At 75.2% G+C, this 14,494-nt stretch carries 17 protein-coding genes and 1 pseudogene; 9 read left to right on the top strand and 9 right to left on the bottom strand.

The window, feature by feature from the left end:
* Positions 1-336: 336 nt before the first annotated feature.
* The 6 genes and pseudogenes from ACOQFB_RS08530 to ACOQFB_RS08505 all read left to right on the top strand — a co-directional run.
* Positions 337-411 (top strand): annotated as a pseudogene (locus tag ACOQFB_RS08530) (universal stress protein); the annotation flags it as partial.
* Between the two features lie 133 nt (positions 412-544).
* On the top strand, positions 545-757 hold the full coding sequence (locus ACOQFB_RS08525) for a universal stress protein (protein WP_494492532.1): 213 nt from the start codon (positions 545-547) through the stop codon (positions 755-757).
* Between the two features lie 63 nt (positions 758-820).
* Entirely contained in the window at positions 821-1,261 is a 441-nt protein-coding gene (locus ACOQFB_RS08520) for a CBS domain-containing protein (RefSeq protein ID WP_059437729.1), read from the top strand.
* An 85-nt stretch (positions 1,262-1,346) separates the two neighbouring features.
* Positions 1,347-2,486 carry a sensor histidine kinase gene (locus ACOQFB_RS08515; RefSeq protein WP_421610192.1) on the top strand — a complete coding sequence of 380 codons (1,140 nt, stop codon included), beginning with the start codon at positions 1,347-1,349 and terminating at the stop codon, positions 2,484-2,486.
* 14 nt (positions 2,487-2,500) lie between these two features.
* Positions 2,501-3,223 carry a response regulator gene (locus ACOQFB_RS08510; protein WP_421610193.1) on the top strand — a complete coding sequence of 241 codons (723 nt, stop codon included), beginning with the start codon at positions 2,501-2,503 and terminating at the stop codon, positions 3,221-3,223.
* On the top strand, positions 3,220-4,347 hold the full coding sequence (locus tag ACOQFB_RS08505) for a sensor histidine kinase (protein ID WP_421610194.1): 1,128 nt from the start codon (positions 3,220-3,222) through the stop codon (positions 4,345-4,347). The genes ACOQFB_RS08510 and ACOQFB_RS08505 overlap by 4 nt, the downstream gene beginning before the upstream one ends.
* A 16-nt stretch (positions 4,348-4,363) precedes the next feature.
* Here the strand turns inward: ACOQFB_RS08505 and ACOQFB_RS08500 are convergent, their stop codons facing one another.
* The 8 genes from ACOQFB_RS08500 to ACOQFB_RS08465 all read right to left on the bottom strand — a co-directional run bounded on the left by ACOQFB_RS08500 (position 4,364) and on the right by ACOQFB_RS08465 (position 10,467).
* Entirely contained in the window at positions 4,364-5,815 is a 1,452-nt protein-coding gene (locus ACOQFB_RS08500) for a sigma-54-dependent transcriptional regulator (RefSeq protein ID WP_059437747.1), read from the bottom strand.
* Between the two features lie 145 nt (positions 5,816-5,960).
* Positions 5,961-6,635, bottom strand: coding sequence for a TatD family nuclease-associated radical SAM protein (locus tag ACOQFB_RS08495; protein ID WP_059437734.1), 675 nt, complete (start codon positions 6,633-6,635; stop codon positions 5,961-5,963).
* Positions 6,636-6,742: 107 nt separating this feature from the next.
* The gene (locus ACOQFB_RS08490; protein WP_059437748.1) at positions 6,743-7,054 is read right to left on the bottom strand and encodes a TraR/DksA family transcriptional regulator; all 312 of its coding nucleotides are present in this window, start codon (positions 7,052-7,054) and stop codon (positions 6,743-6,745) included.
* Positions 7,055-7,181: 127 nt separating this feature from the next.
* Entirely contained in the window at positions 7,182-7,643 is a 462-nt protein-coding gene (locus ACOQFB_RS08485) for a CBS domain-containing protein (RefSeq protein WP_059437735.1), read from the bottom strand.
* Between the two features lie 72 nt (positions 7,644-7,715).
* Positions 7,716-8,147 carry a CBS domain-containing protein gene (locus ACOQFB_RS08480; protein ID WP_059437736.1) on the bottom strand — a complete coding sequence of 144 codons (432 nt, stop codon included), beginning with the start codon at positions 8,145-8,147 and terminating at the stop codon, positions 7,716-7,718.
* Between the two features lie 110 nt (positions 8,148-8,257).
* Entirely contained in the window at positions 8,258-8,743 is a 486-nt protein-coding gene (locus tag ACOQFB_RS08475; RefSeq protein WP_494492531.1) for a universal stress protein, read from the bottom strand.
* A gap of 123 nt (positions 8,744-8,866) precedes the next feature.
* Positions 8,867-9,289, bottom strand: a complete 423-nt coding sequence (locus ACOQFB_RS08470) for a hypothetical protein (protein ID WP_059437738.1) — start codon at positions 9,287-9,289, stop codon at positions 8,867-8,869.
* Between the two features lie 23 nt (positions 9,290-9,312).
* The gene (locus ACOQFB_RS08465) at positions 9,313-10,467 is read right to left on the bottom strand and encodes a zinc-dependent alcohol dehydrogenase (RefSeq protein WP_421610195.1); all 1,155 of its coding nucleotides are present in this window, start codon (positions 10,465-10,467) and stop codon (positions 9,313-9,315) included.
* Positions 10,468-10,574: 107 nt separating this feature from the next.
* Here ACOQFB_RS08465 and ACOQFB_RS08460 point away from each other — a divergent pair, with 107 nt between their 5' ends.
* Positions 10,575-11,228 carry an SOS response-associated peptidase gene (locus tag ACOQFB_RS08460; RefSeq protein WP_421610196.1) on the top strand — a complete coding sequence of 218 codons (654 nt, stop codon included), beginning with the start codon at positions 10,575-10,577 and terminating at the stop codon, positions 11,226-11,228.
* Between the two features lie 19 nt (positions 11,229-11,247).
* Here ACOQFB_RS08460 and ACOQFB_RS08455 read toward each other — a convergent pair whose 3' ends face one another.
* Complete coding sequence (locus tag ACOQFB_RS08455) at positions 11,248-11,889, bottom strand: nicotinamidase (RefSeq protein ID WP_059437741.1); 642 nt, start codon at positions 11,887-11,889, stop codon at positions 11,248-11,250.
* Positions 11,890-12,072: 183 nt separating this feature from the next.
* Between ACOQFB_RS08455 and ACOQFB_RS08450 the strand changes: the two genes are divergently transcribed.
* Both ACOQFB_RS08450 and ACOQFB_RS08445 read left to right on the top strand, forming a co-directional pair.
* The gene (locus ACOQFB_RS08450) at positions 12,073-13,662 is read left to right on the top strand and encodes a 3'-5' exoribonuclease YhaM family protein (RefSeq protein ID WP_421610197.1); all 1,590 of its coding nucleotides are present in this window, start codon (positions 12,073-12,075) and stop codon (positions 13,660-13,662) included.
* Positions 13,663-13,740: 78 nt separating this feature from the next.
* The gene (locus ACOQFB_RS08445; protein ID WP_059437743.1) at positions 13,741-14,466 is read left to right on the top strand and encodes an HAD family hydrolase; all 726 of its coding nucleotides are present in this window, start codon (positions 13,741-13,743) and stop codon (positions 14,464-14,466) included.
* Positions 14,467-14,494: the final 28 nt, after the last annotated feature.

The raw sequence follows: 14,494 nt of genomic DNA, 5'->3' as shown, positions 1-14,494 counted from the left end.
CGGCCCGGCCCACCTCCCCGCCTTACCCGGCGCCGCACCCATCGCGGCTGGCCTCTCCGTTGCTCTCCGTTCTTCCAGGGACGCGTCTCGCGCAACCCGGGCAGACTTGCTGGAGCCACCCGCACAGGCGGGGGAGCCCAGGCGCCCGCACGGCACCCGCGATTCGCCCGGCGAGCGTTCCGGGCGAGCCTGGAGATCGCGGTGACCGGTCGGACGCTGGAGCGGGCGAGGCTCGCAGACCTGCCCGGCGCGCCCGAGCGTCCCGCCTCCTTCCCCTGCCCGCGCCGGCATCCCCCTTGAAGGGGGAAGGCGTGCCTGAACCGGAGGGGAGCGGCCATGAAGCGGATCCTGGTGGCGGTGGACGGCTCGGACACCTCGCTGAAGGCGGCGCGGATGGCGGCGGACGTGGCGCTGCGCTTCGGGGCGAAGCTGACCCTGGTGCACGTGGTCCCGAAGCTGCTCCTCCCCCGACGTCTACGGGCTCACCATCGCCGAGGTCGAGAAGGAGCACCGCGCCTACGCGGACGCGCTGCTGGAGAAGGCCGTGAAGGCGCTGGAGGAGCCGGGGCTGGACGTGTCCACCACCGTGCTCTACGGCTCCCCGGCCGAGGCCATCGCCGAGGAGGCCGCGGCGGTGGACGTCGGCATGGTGGTGGTCGGCAGCCGCGGCTACGGCGCGGTGGCCCGGATGTTCCTGGGCAGCGTCTCCGACCGCCTGGTGCACATCAGCTCGAAGCCGGTGCTGGTGGTCCGCTGAGGCGATGCCGCGCGCCCGGTCCCGGGTTACACTCGCCGCGCGCGCGACGCGCGCGGAGGCCTCATGATCTCGGTGGCGGACTTCATGACCAGGGACCTCGTCACCGTGCGCGAGAGCGACGACCTCGCGCTGGCCGAGTCCCTGCTCAAGCTGGGCGGGATCCGGCACCTGCCGGTCGTCCGCGAGCGCAAGCTGGTCGGCCTCCTCACGCAGCGCGACCTGCTCCGCTCCGGCCAGGCCGGCGCGCCGGCGGCCCGCGACCGCGCGGTCTCCGAGGTGATGACGCGCGAGCCCGTGGCGGTGCGCCCCGGCACCGGGCTGGCCCACGCCGCGCGCCTCATGCTGGAGCGGAAGTTCGGCTGCCTCCCGGTGTGCGAGGAGGACGGGCTGCTGGTCGGCATCGTCACCGAGGCCGACTTCGTGCGCTTCGCCGCCGACGTGGTCCGCGACCTCGATCTGGTCTCCGAGGCCGTCAAGGCGCGGGAGCGGGCCGGCCAGGCCTAGGGCTCCACCGGGGCCGGCGCCCGCCGGCCCGCCCGGGGCAACGCGCGTTGACCGGCCGCCCGGGTCCCCCTTACATACGGGTCGAATGCCCGAGACCGTGCTCGAGGAGCTGAAGCGCTACGTCCACTTCGACGCCGGGGACGAGCGGGCGCTCCGCGCCCTGCACGGCGCGGCGGCGCCGCAGCTCGACCGGATCGCCCAGGTCTTCTATGACCGCATCCTCGGGCACGAGGGCGCGCGCACCGCGCTCGTGGGCGGCGAGAGCCGGGTGGGCCACCTCAAGGTGACGCTCATCGCGTGGATGGACACGCTGCTCACCGGCCCGTGGGACGAGGCGTACTGGGAGCACCGCACGCGGATCGGCCGCGTCCACGTCCGCATCGGCCTGCCGCAGCACTACATGTTCGGCGCGATGAACGTGATCCGCACCGAGCTGATGCGCGTCTCCTGGGAGCGCTTCAACGCCGACCCGCCGGAGCTGGAGCGGGTGCGCAACGCGCTCGCCAAGATCCTCGACCTCGAGCTCGCCATCATGCTGCACACCTACCGCGACGACCTGCTCGCGCAGCAGGCGCGGGTGGAGCGGCTCTCGACGTTCGGCCAGCTCGTCGGCTCCATCGGGCACGACCTGCGCAACCCGCTCGGCGTCATCGAGACCTCGCTCTACATCCTGCGCGGGCGGGTGGGCGACGACGAGCGCGCCCGCAAGCACGTGGACCGCATCGGCGAGCAGCTCGGGGTCGCGAACGGGATCATCTCCAACCTGCTCGACATGATCCGCAACCGGCCGCTGGCGCGCGAGCCGGTGGACGTCGGCCAGGTGGTCGCCGCCGCCGCCGGCGCGGTGAAGCACGCGCCGGGCGTGTCGGTCGCGGTGGAGGGGTTCGAGGGCCTGCCGCCGGTGGACGGCGACCCGGGCCAGCTCCGGCAGGTGTTCGTGAACCTGCTCGAGAACGCCGCGTTCGCGGCGGCGCCGGAGGGCGCGGTGACGGTCCGCGCGCGGCGCGCCGACGGCGCGGTCGAGGTGGAGGTCGAGGACACCGGCCCCGGCGTGGACCCGGCCACGCGCCGCCGCCTGTTCGAGCCGCTCATCACCACCAAGGACAAGGGCATCGGCCTGGGCCTGGCGCTCGTGAAGCGCATCGCCGAGCGCCACGGCGGCTCGGTGGAGTACTCGGACCGGCCCGGGGGCGGCGCGCGGTTCACCGTCCGCCTCCCCGCCTGAGCGGAGGATCCCGCATGCGCCGCTACCTCATCGTGGACGACAACCGCGACTTCGCCGAGAACCTGGCCGAGATCCTGCGCGACGCCGGCCACGAGGTCGCGCTCGCGGGCGACGGCGCCGAGGCGCTGGCGCTCGCGCGCGGGACCCGCTTCGACGCCATCCTCACCGACATGCGCATGCCGCTCATGGGCGGCGCCGAGCTGGTCCACGAGCTGCGCCGCCTCGACCCCGGCGCGCCCGCCCTGGTCATCACCGCCTACGTGGGCGACAACGACCTCGACGCCGCGCGGCGCGAGGGGCTGGTGGCGGTGCTGCAGAAGCCGGTGAACGCGGCGTACCTGGTGGAGCTGCTCGAGGCGGCCCGGCGCGACGGCCTGGCGGTGGTGGTGGAGGACGATCCCCGGCTCGCCGACAACCTCTGCGAGGCGCTGCGCTCGCGCGGCTTCGCGGCGGTGACCGCCGCCTCGGTGCTGGAGACCGAGCGGCTCGGGCCGGTGCAGCCGTTCTGCGCGCTGGTCGACCTGCGCGTGCCCGGCGGCCCGGACGGCGCGGCCATGCAGCGGCTCGCGGCCAAGTACCCCGGCCTCCCCATGATCGTCGTCACCGCCCACCACGACGCATGGCCGGCGCTCCCGCACCAGGGCTTCTTCCACAAGCCGTTCGACACCGCCGCGCTGCTCGCCGCGGTGGAGCGGCTCCACGGCGCGCGCGCCCCCTCCGCGGTGCCCGGCCCGTGAAGCACGGCAACGGGCCGCGGCGGCCGCGCGTGCTGGTGGTGGACGACAACGCCAGCCTGGTGGACAACCTGTCCGAGATCCTGGAGGGCGCCGGGTACGCGGTGGCCGGCGCCGGGAGCTGCGCCGCCGCGCTCCCGCTCGCCGAGCAGGGCTTCGACGTGGCGCTGGTGGACCTGAAGCTCCCGGACGGCGACGGGACCGCGCTCGCGCCGCGGCTGAAGGAGCTGTCGCCGAACGGCGAGGTGGTGCTGCTCACCGGGTTCGCCACGCTGGAGTCGGCGGTGGCGGCGGTGCGCGCCGGCGCCTGCGCGTACCTGGTGAAGCCGTGCGCCACCCAGGAGCTGCTGCTGACGGTGGAGCAGGCCATGCGGCAGGTGCGCCTGCACCAGGAGAAGCGCGACCTCGCCAGCCGCGCGCAGATGGCCGAGAAGCTGGCCGCCGTCGGCACCATGACCGCCGGGCTCTCGCACGAGATCCGCAACCCGCTCAACGCCGCCGCGCTCCAGCTCTCGGTGCTGGAGCGGCGCGTCCAGAAGCTCGAGGCGGAGCGGCAGGGGCCGCTGCTCGAGCCGCTCACGCTGGTGAAGGACGAGATCCGCCGGCTCGATCACATCCTCGAGGACTTCCTCCAGTTCGCCCGCCCGCGCGAGTTCGTCCGCAAGGCCATCGAGGTCGCGCCGGTGATCACGAAGGTGGTGGACCTGCTCGGCGGCGAGGCCGAGCGCCGCGGCGTCCGCCTGGAGCGCGAGCTCGAGCCGGTGCCGCCGGTCGCGGGCGACGAGGAGCGGCTGCGGCAGGTGCTGGTGAACCTGTGCCTGAACGCGCTCGAGGCGGTGGACGCGCGCGGGCTGGTCCGGGTCTCCTGCCGGCCCGCGCCCGCCGACGTGGACCACCCCGACGCGTCGCCGATGGTGGACATCCTCATCGACGACGACGGCCCGGGCGTCTCGCCCGACCAGCGCGACCGCATCTTCGAGCCGTTCTTCACCACCAAGGCGCGCGGCTCCGGCCTGGGGCTCTCCATCGTGCACGCGATCGTCACGCAGCACGGGGGCACCATCCGGATCGAGGACAGCCCGGAGGGCGGCGCGCGCTTCACGCTGCGGCTCCCGCGCGCGCAGTGAGCGCGCGGGCCGCGCCCTACTCCATCCCGCCGGCCTTCTCGGGCTCGTGCTCGGCGTCGTGGTGGTGGTCGTGCCCCGCCGCGCCCTCGCGCCCGCCGGCCGCGTACTCCTTCAGCCGGTACTGGATCTTGCGGACGCTGATCCCGAGGATCTCGGCCGCGCGCGAGGTGGAGCCGCCCACCATCTCGAGCGTGCGGAGGATCGCCTCGCGCTCGATCTCGTAGAGGGTGGCGCCGGGGATGAGCGCGCCCGGCGCGCGCTCGCGCGGGCGGGGGCCGCGCAGCGTGGGCGGCAGGTCGTCGGCGGTGAGCTCGGAGCCCTTGCAGAGGACCACCGCGCGCTCCACCACGTTCTCCAGCTCGCGGACGTTGCCGGGCCAGTCGTGGCTCAGCACCGCGTTGAGCGTGCCGGGCGCGAGGCCGCGGATGTCCTTGCCGTACGCCTTCGAGTACTTGTCGATGAAGTGGCTCACCAGCGCGGGGATGTCCCCCTTGCGCTGGCGCAGCGGCGGCAGCGTCACCGCCACCACGTTCAGCCGGTAGTAGAGGTCCTCGCGGAACCGCCCTGCCTTCACCTCGGCGGCGAGGTCGCGGTTGGTGGCGGCGACCAGGCGCACGTCCACCTTGAGCGTCTGGGTCCCGCCGACGCGCTCGAACTCGCGCTGCTGGAGGACGCGGAGCAGCTTGATCTGGAGCGCCGGCGAGATGTCGCCGATCTCGTCGAGGAAGAGCGTGCCGCCGTCGGCGAGCTCGAAGCGCCCCTCCTTGCGGCCGATGGCGCCGGTGAAGGCGCCCTTCTCGTGGCCGAACAGCTCGGACTCGAGCAGCGTCTCGGAGAGCGCCGCGCAGTTCACCTTGATGAACGCCTTGTCGGCCCGCGGCGACTCCTCGTGCAGCGCCTGCGCGAACAGCTCCTTGCCGGTGCCCGACTCGCCCAGGATCAGCACGGTGGCCCGGGTGGGCGCGGCGCGCTTCACCACCTCGTAGACCGCGTGCAGCTCGGGCGCGTCGCCGACGATGTTGTGGAACCGGTACCGCTCGCGCACGCGCTCGCGCAGGTTCGCGGTGTCGCGCTGGAGGCGCAGCTTCTCGAGCGCCTTCTCCAGCACCACCAGCACCGCGTTCACGTCGAGCGGCTTGACGAGGTAGTTCTCGGCGCCGGCGCGCATCGCCTCGACGGCGGCCTCGACGCTCGCGAACGCGGTCATCATCACGAACACCGCGTCGGAGCCCTGCTCGCGCGCGCGGCGCAGCAGGTTGATGCCGTCCATCCGGGGCATCCGCACGTCGGCGAGCACCGCCGCCGGCGCGAACCCGGGGAGCAGCGCCAGGGCCTCCTCGCCGTCCGCGGCCTCGGCGATCTCGTACCCCTCCTCGCTCAGGATGGTCCGAAGCGCGACGCGAGCGTTCTGCTCGTCGTCCACCACCAGGATCCGTTCCTTGCCCGGCCGGGCGCCCACATTAGGCATGCTCATGCCGCTCCTGACCTGCGCAAACCCTGCGTCGGTCCGCAGGTTATGCACCATTCTCGCCCCGAGGTCCAGTGACTACCCGAGGCCAAGTCCTGACGCCGACACCTGAAAAACCCCGTTACTCCCCCGGGCTTCCGCAGCTTCAGCCCACCCGGGCCGACCCCGCCGAGGACGGGATACGCCCCACCCGGTCGTACGGGCGCCAACGAAAGCGGGCGCCGAGCGACTCCGCCACCGCCCTGCACGCCGCCTCGGAGATGCCCGGCATCGCCACCGCGCTCGCGGCGACGTCCGGGATGACGCCGACCGCGGCCCGGATGAACGCCTTCACCGCCTCGTACGCCGCCTCCCCGTAGCGGCTCGGGCAGATGCGCGCGTAGGTCGCCGCGTCGGGCGCGTTCAGCGACACCGACACCGCGCCGACGCCGGCGGCCGCGAGCTCCGGCACGACGTCGCGCCCCTCGCGCAGGTTCGCGAGCCCGTCGGTGTCGAGCCGGATCCGGCGCGCGCCCGCCGCGCGGAGGCGCCGCGCGAGCTCGAGCACCACCTCCAGCCGGCGCGTCGGCTCGCCGAAGCCGGTGAAGCAGACCTCGGAGCGCCCCTCCAGGCCAACCTCCCCGATCGCGCGCCAGACCTCGTCGGCGTCCGGGTTGCGCGCCAGCCGCAGGTCGAATCCACCCACGGTGAAGTCGTCGTCGCGGATCTTCGGGCAGAACGTGCAGGCGAGGGTGCAGCCGCTGGTGACGTTCAGGTAGAGCGCGTCGCCCAGCGGGTAGGCGAGCACCGGCGCGTTCCTGGGAGAGGTTTCCGTGGTCACGAGCGCCCGGGTGATAGCAGGACCCAGGCGGGAGCGCCACCCGGATGCGTCCTGCCGCTCACCGGTTCAACCGGCGGCGGCGACGGGCATTTCCGCGCGCCGCGGCGCTACTCGGCGGCGTGGTGGTGACCGCTGCAGGCGATGCAGTAGCGCGCCTCGGGGATGGCCCGGAGCCGCTGCAGGCCCATGGGGCCGCCGCACGCGAGGCAGGTGCCGTAGCGGCCCTGCTGGATGCGCTCGAGCGCCGCGTCGATCTCGGCCAGCTCGCGGCGCACGCCCTCCGGCACCGGCGCCGGGATGGACTCGTAGTCTGCCCAGCGCGCGGCGGGATCGGATGGGCGTGGCGGCGCGACGCCCTGGCTGAGCGAGCGGCGACGCCGCAGCAGCACCTCGCGGGCGTCCGCTTCGAACCGGCTCATGCCGGCCACGCTCTTCACGAGCCGTGCCCGGGCCCAGCGCGGCGGATTTCCGAGCGGTTTCCGGGAATTCGGCCGCGAGAGTTGCGTGCCCCCGGCGACTTGGCGCACGGCTTGCGCAAGCGTGCGTTCAGCGGTCGGTCCGGCCTGACACGCCGGCGGGAGGCTCGCGGGGTGGGCTCCGCGCCGGCCTCGCGCCGCGCCGGCGCACCAGCGCCGCCAGCGCGCGCAGCGCGTCCACCGTGGTGAACAGCCCGATCACCGCGCCGCGGTCCACCACCACCGCGGACCCGAGCCGGTGCTCCGCCATGTGCTCGGCCACCTCGTCCAGCGCCGCGTCCGGGGGCACCGCGAACGGCTCCGGCGTCATGGCCTCGCGCACGCGCTCCTGCTCCGGGTCCACGCCGCGCAGCGTCTCGAGCAGGTACAGGTCGCGCTGCGAGACCACCCCGACCAGCGCGCCCGCGTCCACCACCGGCAGGTGGCGGATGCCGCGCTCGCGCATGAGCCGGTGTGCGTCGGCGAGCGTGCGCTCCGGCGCGATCACCACCGGGCCGATCGTCATGAACGCCTGGACGGTCTGCTTGCGCATGCGCCTCCCCCGCCCTTTCCGTAGCAAGGGGGAGGCCACGCGGGCGTGCGCTCCGGCGCGCGCCCGTCACCCTCAGTGATGGTGCGCCAGGTGGGGCCCGGCCGGCTCCAGCCCGTGCGCGCGCGGGTGGCAGCGCCGGTGCGGCAGCCGGCCCTGGATCCCGGCCGCGGCGAGCTCCTCCTCGCCGACGGTCCCGAGCACGAGGCCGCCCACCACCACCGGGAGGCAGCCCACCCCGCAGTCACCCAGGGTGACGGCCGCGTCCTCCAGCGTCGCGTCCGGACGGATGGTGATGACCGGCACGCTCATGCGCTCCGAGACCGCCTCGTCGGGCCCGGCCGCGCGCAGGTCGCACGCGCAGAGGATGCCGATCAGGTCGTCGTGATCCATCACCAGCAGGTGCGCGGCCCCGGTGGCCTCCACCACGGCGAGCGCCCGCGCCGCCGTCGCGTCCGCCTCCACCGTCGCCGGCGCCCGGTTCATCGCCTCGCAGACGAGCGTCATCGGGACGACCTCCTCCTCGGGACCGGCCCGCGCGGCGGCCCCGCGGAGCCGACGCCGACGCCCGTCCCCGGTCCCCCCCGATCACGGGCGGACGCGTCCGCCCGTCGCTGCTACAGCGGCACCGACTCGCGCGGCGCCCGCGAGGCGACGCGCAGGGTCAGCACCGGGCAGGTGGAGCGGCGCAGCACCGCCTCCGCCACGCTGCCGATGAGGAGGCGCGACAGGCCGGTGCGCCCGTGCGTCCCCATGACGATCAGGTCGGCGCCGCCCTCCCGCGCCATGCCCAGGATCGCGTCGGACGGCTCGCCCGCCTCGACGCGCACCGAGAGCGAGCGCGGGCGCGCCGCCGCCTTCGCGAGGAAGTGATCCACCTCGCGCTGCACCTCGTTGCGCGTCTGCTCCCAGCCCGGCTGGCCGCTGCCCACCGGCAGCAGCGCGAGCGTGTCGGGGCCGACGTAGCCGGGCGGCTCCCAGACGTGCAGCACCTCGAGCTCGGCGCCGTGCTTGCCCGCGACGAAGATCGCTACTCCAGGGCCGCCCGCGACGACGGCGAGAAGTCGATGGGAACCAGCACTCGGGTGACGGCGGGCAAGCACACCTCCTCGACGGGCGCCGCCGCCATTCTAGCAGCAGAACGCGCCGCGAAGTCCTCCTCACGCGAGCCCGCGCGCGGATCCTCGGCGGCGGCGCCCGGGGGCGCAAGGCCGGCGCCGGCGCGCTCACCGGCGGCGCAGCGCGCGGGAGGCCACCAGGTACCCCGCCGCGAGCGCCGCGAGGGCGGGAAGCGCCCACCCGGCCCGCCGGAGCCGGTGCTCCAGCACGTCCACCCGGTCCGCCGCCAGCAGCAGGGCCCAGCGTCCGGCGCGGTGCTCGGGGATGCGGTAGGCGGCCCGCCGCAGCGCGCCGGAGGCACCCCGCGCCGGCTGCGCCGTCCCGAACACCGGCGTCCGGACGCGCAGCCCGGTCCGGCCCAGCGCGTCCGCCCCGGGCTGGCGCGCCGGCTCGTCGCGGTCCACGTCGGGCACCGCCAGCTCCCGCTGCTCCCGTGGCACGCCCGGCCGCGCCGGCAGGGCGCCGTCCACGCCCGCGCCCGGCGGCGGCCCGTTCCCGGCGCGCATCGTGCCCGGCCCGATCCCCTGCATCCGTCCCCCCTCGTCCCGCGCGGTCACGCCGCCGCGCCCGGGACCAGCACGCACTTCACGCACCCGTCGGCCCGGTCCCCGAACACCGCGTACGCGTGCGCGGCCCGCTCCAGCGGGAACCGGTGGGTGATGAGCCCCTTCCCGTCGAGGCGCCCCGCCCGCACGTGCTCCAGCAGGTGCGGCATGTAGCGCTTCACGTTCGCCTGCGCGGTCCGGAGCGTGAGCCCCTTGTTCATGGCCGCGCCGATCGGCACCAGGTTGGCGGGCGGTCCGTACACCCCCACGATCGACACCGTCCCGCCCTTCCGGACCGCGTGGATGGCCCAGGAGAGCGCCACCGCCGACCCGGCCTGCAGCTTCAGCCCGCGGCCGAGGAGCGTCTGCCACGGCGACCCGGACGCCTCCAGCCCGACCGCGTCCACGCACACGTCCGGCCCGCGCCCGCCGGTCAGCTCCTTCAGCACCGGGACCGGGTCCCAGCCCGCCGCCTCCAGGTCGAGCGTCTCGGCGCCGGCCCAGCGCTCCGCGAAGCGCAGCCGGGCCGGCACCCGGTCCACCGCGATCACCCGCCCCGCCCCGAGCAGCCAGGCCGAGCGCGCCGCCACCAGGCCCACCGGGCCGCAGCCGAACACCGCCACCACGTCGCCCTCGCGGACGCCGCCCATCTCCGCGGCCTGGTAGCCGGTCGGCAGCACGTCCGAGAGCAGCAGCACGTCCTCGTCCTCCAGGTCCTCCGGGATCTTCATGGGCCCGACGTCGGCGAACGGGACGCGCACGTACTCCGCCTGCCCGCCGTCGTAGCCGCCGGTGGTGTGCGAGTAGCCGTACACCCCGGAGGCCAGGTCGGACATGGGGTTGGAGGCCTCGCAGTCGCCGGAGAGGCCGCGCGTGCAGTAGAAGCAGCGCCCGCACGAGATGTTGAACGGGACCACCACCCGGTCGCCGCCCCGCAGCGTGCGCACCGCCGGGCCGGTCTCCTCGACCACGCCGGTGAACTCGTGGCCGAACGTGCTCCCCACGCGCGTGTCCGGGACGAAGCCGTGGAGCAGGTGCAGGTCCGAGCCGCAGATCGCCGCGCGCGTCACCCGGAGCACCACGTCCTCCCCGTGCTCGATCCGCGGCGCGGGCTTGTCCCTCACCTTGACCCGGTACGGCCCCTCGTAGACGAGCGCGCGCATCCCACCCCCCGGGGTGAAGGTTCTCCCGGCCCGCGCGCACCGCAAACGCCGGGCGCCACCCGGGCCGGCGGCGGCGGGAGCGCTCGCCGCCTGCTATGGTCCGGCGCATGTGCGGACGCTTCACGCTGACCGTGGCGGACCTCGCCGCGCTCGCCCGCGAGTGGGCGGCGGAGGTGGACGCGGCGCTCGCGGCGCGCTGGCGGCCCCGCTTCAACGTGGCCCCCGGCGATCCGCACCCGGTGCTCCGCGGGCGCGGCGGCGCGCGCCGGCTCGAGCCGGCCGCGTTCGGGCTGGCGGGCCCGGGCGGCAAGCTCCTGCTGAACGCGCGGGTGGAGGGCGCCGCGGACCGGCCCGCGTTCCGCGAGGCGTGGGCGGGGCGGCGGGCGGCGGTGCCCGCCGACGGCTTCTACGAGTGGGAGGGCCCGGCCGCGGATCGCCGGCCGAGCTGGCTCCACCCGCGCGCCGGCGGCACGCTGCTGCTGGCCGCGCTGTGGGGCGAGGCGCCCGGGGGCGGACCCGCCTTCGCGATCCTCACCACCGCCGCGAACGCCGAGGTGGGCCGGCTGCACGACCGCATGCCGCTGCTCGTGCCGCCGGCGCTGCTCGACGCCTGGCTCGCCGGCCCGCCGCCGGCCCTGCCCGCGCCCGGCGACGGCGTGCTCGCGGTCCGCCCCGTGTCACCGCGCGTCAACTCGCCCGCGAACGACGACGCGGCCTGCCTCGCCGCGCCGTCCGCGCCGCGCCAGCGCGCGCTCTTCTGAGCGCCCGCCCGGTGGCGCCTCAGCGGATGAGGTCGCCGCTCAGCGCCAGGCGCGCCCCCGCGGCCGCGAGCTCGCGATCCACCGCCTCCCGCCGCTCCGGGAACACCGCGCGCGTGAGGTCGTCCAGCACCACCACCTCGAACCCCTCGGCGGCCGCGTCCACCGCGGACACGCGCACGCAGAAGTCGCGCGCCAGCCCGCCTAGGAACACCCGGCGGACGCCGCGGGCCGAGAGCCAGGCGCCCAGCCCGGTGGACGGGCGCCGGCCGTCCGGGCCGACGTTCTCGCGGAAGGCGCTGTAGGAGTCCACCTCGCGCCGCGTGCCCTTGCGCAGCACCAGCGTGACGGCCGCGTCGGGGAGCGCCGGGTGCAGCGCGGCCCCGCGCGTGCCGCGGACGCAGTGGTCCGGCCAGAGCTCCTGCGGGCCCTGCGACAGCGCGATCGACGCGTAGGGCTCGCCGCCCGGGTGCGTGGAGGCGAACGACACGTGGCCGGGCGGGTGCCAGTCCTGCGTCGCCACCACGGTCGAGAACGCGGGCGCCAGGCGCGCCAGCGGCTCCACGATCCGGTCGCCCTCGGCGACGCCGAGGGCGCCGCCGGGCAGGAAGTCGTGCTGGAGGTCCACCACCAGGAGCGCATCCGACGCGCGATCGATCCGCATGCGCACCCCATAACACCGGCGCGGCGGATCGTCCGCGGAGGTGGCCCGCGGCGCGTCCCCCGGCCGGGCCGCGGGGCCGCGGTCGCACACGCCGGAGCGCCGCGCGCGGAGCCCGCGGATGGCCCGATTCCGCGCCCAATCCGTGTTGTGTCCGCGCGCGGCCTGAGCTAGCTTGCGCGCACCATGGACAAGATCTGGGCCAAGGACGTCAAGGAGGGAGAGCGCGCCAAGAGCGTGTTCCTCGTCGCCCGCAAGGCGATCCCCACCGCGAAGAGCGGGAAGACGTACCTCTCCGTCACCTTCCAGGACAAGACCGGCGAGCTCGAGGCGCGCGCCTTCGAGAAGGTCGAGGAGCTGGCGGCGGCCTTCGAGGAGAAGGACCTCGTCGAGGTGGAGGGCGCCATCGGCGCGTTCCAGGGCAAGCCGCAGCTGCGGATCGAGTCGCTCGCGAAGGTCGACCCGGCCACGCTGGACGCGGCCGAGTTCGTCTGGGCCCCGCCGCCCGAGCCGAAGAAGCCGGAGAAGCCCGGGCCGAGCGAGGCCGAGTCGGCGCACTGGACCGAGCTGCTCGCGCTGGTGGACTGCGTCGTCGACCCGCACGTGAAGGACCTCATCAAGGCGTTCCTCGAGGACGACGACGTGGCCGCCCGGCTGCGCCGCGCGCCCGCCGCGAAGACGGTCCACCACGCCTACGCGGGCGGCCTGCTCGAGCACACCGTCTCCTGCCTCAAGCTGGCGCACCGCCTCGCCGACCACTTCCCGCAGGTCGATCGCGACCTGCTGGTGGCGGGCGCGTTCTTCCACGACCTGGGCAAGATCCGCGAGCTGAGCGGCGAGCGCAGCACCGAGTACACCGACGAGGGCCGGCTGGTCGGGCACCTCGTCATGACCGCCCAGTGGATCCACGACAAGGCGCGCCGCGTGGGCGCCTCGCGCGACCTCGAGCACCACGTCGTGCACATGGTCCTCTCCCACCACGGGCGGCTCGAGTACGGCTCGCCCAAGGTGCCGATGACGCTCGAGGCGATGCTCACGCACGCCATCGACGAGATCGACAGCCGGGTGAACTCCTGGCTCAACCTGATGGGCAAGGACGGCGGCAACCGCCGCTGGACCGACGCGAACAACGTCTACGAGCAGCCGATCTGGCGCGGCAACCTGCCGACCGTGCAGGCCGAGAAGAAGGGCCCGGCGCCGGAGCTCCTCACCCCGGTCATCTACGTGCCGCGCAACGGCGCGGGCGCCCCGGGCCAGCCGCGCCCGCCGAAGAAGCCCAAGGACCGCAAGCGCGAGCCGCGCCCGCAGCAGGCCGCCGCCGAGGCGAAGCCGGCCGAGGGCGCCGGCGAGGCGAAGGCCGAGGGCGCGCCCGCCCCGGCGCAGGCGCCGCGCGAGGGCCGGCCGGAGCGCGCCGAGCGGCCCGACCGCGGCCCGCGCGACCAGCACCGCGGCTTCGGCGGCGGTGGCGGCGGGTTCGGCGACAAGAAGCGCGGCTACACCGGCCCGCGGCTGCCCGGCGACAAGGGCCCGCACCGGCCGCCGGAGAAGAAGAACCTGACGCACAACCCGTTCGCCGCGCTGGCGCAGAAGCTCGAGGACGCCGGGAAGCCGGCCGAGGAGAAGCCGGCCTCGCCCGCCGAGGCGGAGCAGCAGCAGGCGCCCGCCCCCACGCCCCCCGCGCCGCAGGACCAGTCCACCGGCGCGCACGAGCCGGACGTCGCCCCGGAGCCCGCTCCGGCCGGGACGCCCGCTCCCGAGGACAAGCCGGCGGGGTAGTTGTCGTAGAATCGCCTCCTCGCGCCCGGCGCGGCCTCGCGGCCGCCGGCCGGACGCGCGGGGGAGGCGCACCGGTCCATGGTCCCGTTCGGCCGCACGGCCGCCATCTTCGACGTCGACGACTCGCTCCTCGACGGGAACGCCGGGACCATCTTCACCTGGTACCTGTACAGCGAGCGCGTGATGCGGCCCGAGGTCCGGTCCCGCATCCCGCGCGTCATCTACGAGTACGCCCGCAACCGCCTCACCGAGCAGGACATGGTGGAGGTCGGCTCGCGCTGCCAGGAGGGGCTGTACGCGGACCAGGTGAAGGCGCACGCGCACGTCTGCTTCGAGCGGCACCTGCGCAAGCGCATCACCTCCGGCGCCATCCGGCAGATCCGCAAGCACCTGCTGTCCGGGCACTTCGTGGTGATCGCCTCCGGCTCGTCGCAGTACATCATCGACGAGGTGGGCCGGCACCTCCGCGTGCACGCCGCGGTCGGCACGCGCACGCGCATCGTGGACGGCCGCATCACCGACCAGATCCTGCCGCCGGTGGTCTTCAAGGACGGCAAGCGCGCGGCGGTGGAGGCGCTGGCCGAGCGGTTCGACCTCGACCTGACCCGCAGCTTCCTCTACTCCGACTCGATGGCCGACGTGCCGCTGTTCGAGGCGGTGGGCACGCCGGTGGTGGTGAACCCCAAGGCGCCGTTCCGCGCCGTCGCCGAGAAGCGCGGCTGGGAGATCGTCACCTGGAAGGAGCGCAACCGCCCGGGCGTCGAGCCGGACCTCGCCGACGAGTGGGGGAGCTGGGAGGGCTGACGCCGGGCCGCGGGCGGGCCGCGCCGCC

It is taken from the genome of Anaeromyxobacter sp. Red801 (assembly GCF_049201065.2).
Taxonomy (GTDB): Bacteria; Myxococcota; Myxococcia; order Myxococcales; family Anaeromyxobacteraceae; genus Anaeromyxobacter.
Note: the sequence above shows the minus strand (reverse complement) of the source record. Positions and strands in the feature narration are given on the sequence as shown.

Excerpts from the sequence above, each read along its gene's own strand:
- ACOQFB_RS08460 (WP_421610196.1), top strand. The coding sequence starts at position 10,575 with ATGTGCGGACGCTTCACGCTGACCGTGGCGGACCTCGCCGCGCTCGCC.
- ACOQFB_RS08490 (WP_059437748.1), bottom strand. The coding sequence starts at position 7,054 with ATGAGCCGGTTCGAAGCGGACGCCCGCGAGGTGCTGCTGCGGCGTCGC.
- ACOQFB_RS08445 (WP_059437743.1), top strand. The coding sequence starts at position 13,741 with ATGGTCCCGTTCGGCCGCACGGCCGCCATCTTCGACGTCGACGACTCG.
- ACOQFB_RS08515 (WP_421610192.1), top strand. The coding sequence starts at position 1,347 with ATGCCCGAGACCGTGCTCGAGGAGCTGAAGCGCTACGTCCACTTCGAC.
- ACOQFB_RS08470 (WP_059437738.1), bottom strand. The coding sequence starts at position 9,289 with ATGCAGGGGATCGGGCCGGGCACGATGCGCGCCGGGAACGGGCCGCCG.
- ACOQFB_RS08510 (WP_421610193.1), top strand. The coding sequence starts at position 2,501 with ATGCGCCGCTACCTCATCGTGGACGACAACCGCGACTTCGCCGAGAAC.
- ACOQFB_RS08520 (WP_059437729.1), top strand. The coding sequence starts at position 821 with ATGATCTCGGTGGCGGACTTCATGACCAGGGACCTCGTCACCGTGCGC.
- ACOQFB_RS08455 (WP_059437741.1), bottom strand. The coding sequence starts at position 11,889 with ATGCGGATCGATCGCGCGTCGGATGCGCTCCTGGTGGTGGACCTCCAG.
- ACOQFB_RS08500 (WP_059437747.1), bottom strand. The coding sequence starts at position 5,815 with ATGCCTAATGTGGGCGCCCGGCCGGGCAAGGAACGGATCCTGGTGGTG.
- ACOQFB_RS08480 (WP_059437736.1), bottom strand. The coding sequence starts at position 8,147 with ATGACGCTCGTCTGCGAGGCGATGAACCGGGCGCCGGCGACGGTGGAG.
- ACOQFB_RS08450 (WP_421610197.1), top strand. The coding sequence starts at position 12,073 with ATGGACAAGATCTGGGCCAAGGACGTCAAGGAGGGAGAGCGCGCCAAG.
- ACOQFB_RS08465 (WP_421610195.1), bottom strand. The coding sequence starts at position 10,467 with ATGCGCGCGCTCGTCTACGAGGGGCCGTACCGGGTCAAGGTGAGGGAC.
- ACOQFB_RS08485 (WP_059437735.1), bottom strand. The coding sequence starts at position 7,643 with ATGCGCAAGCAGACCGTCCAGGCGTTCATGACGATCGGCCCGGTGGTG.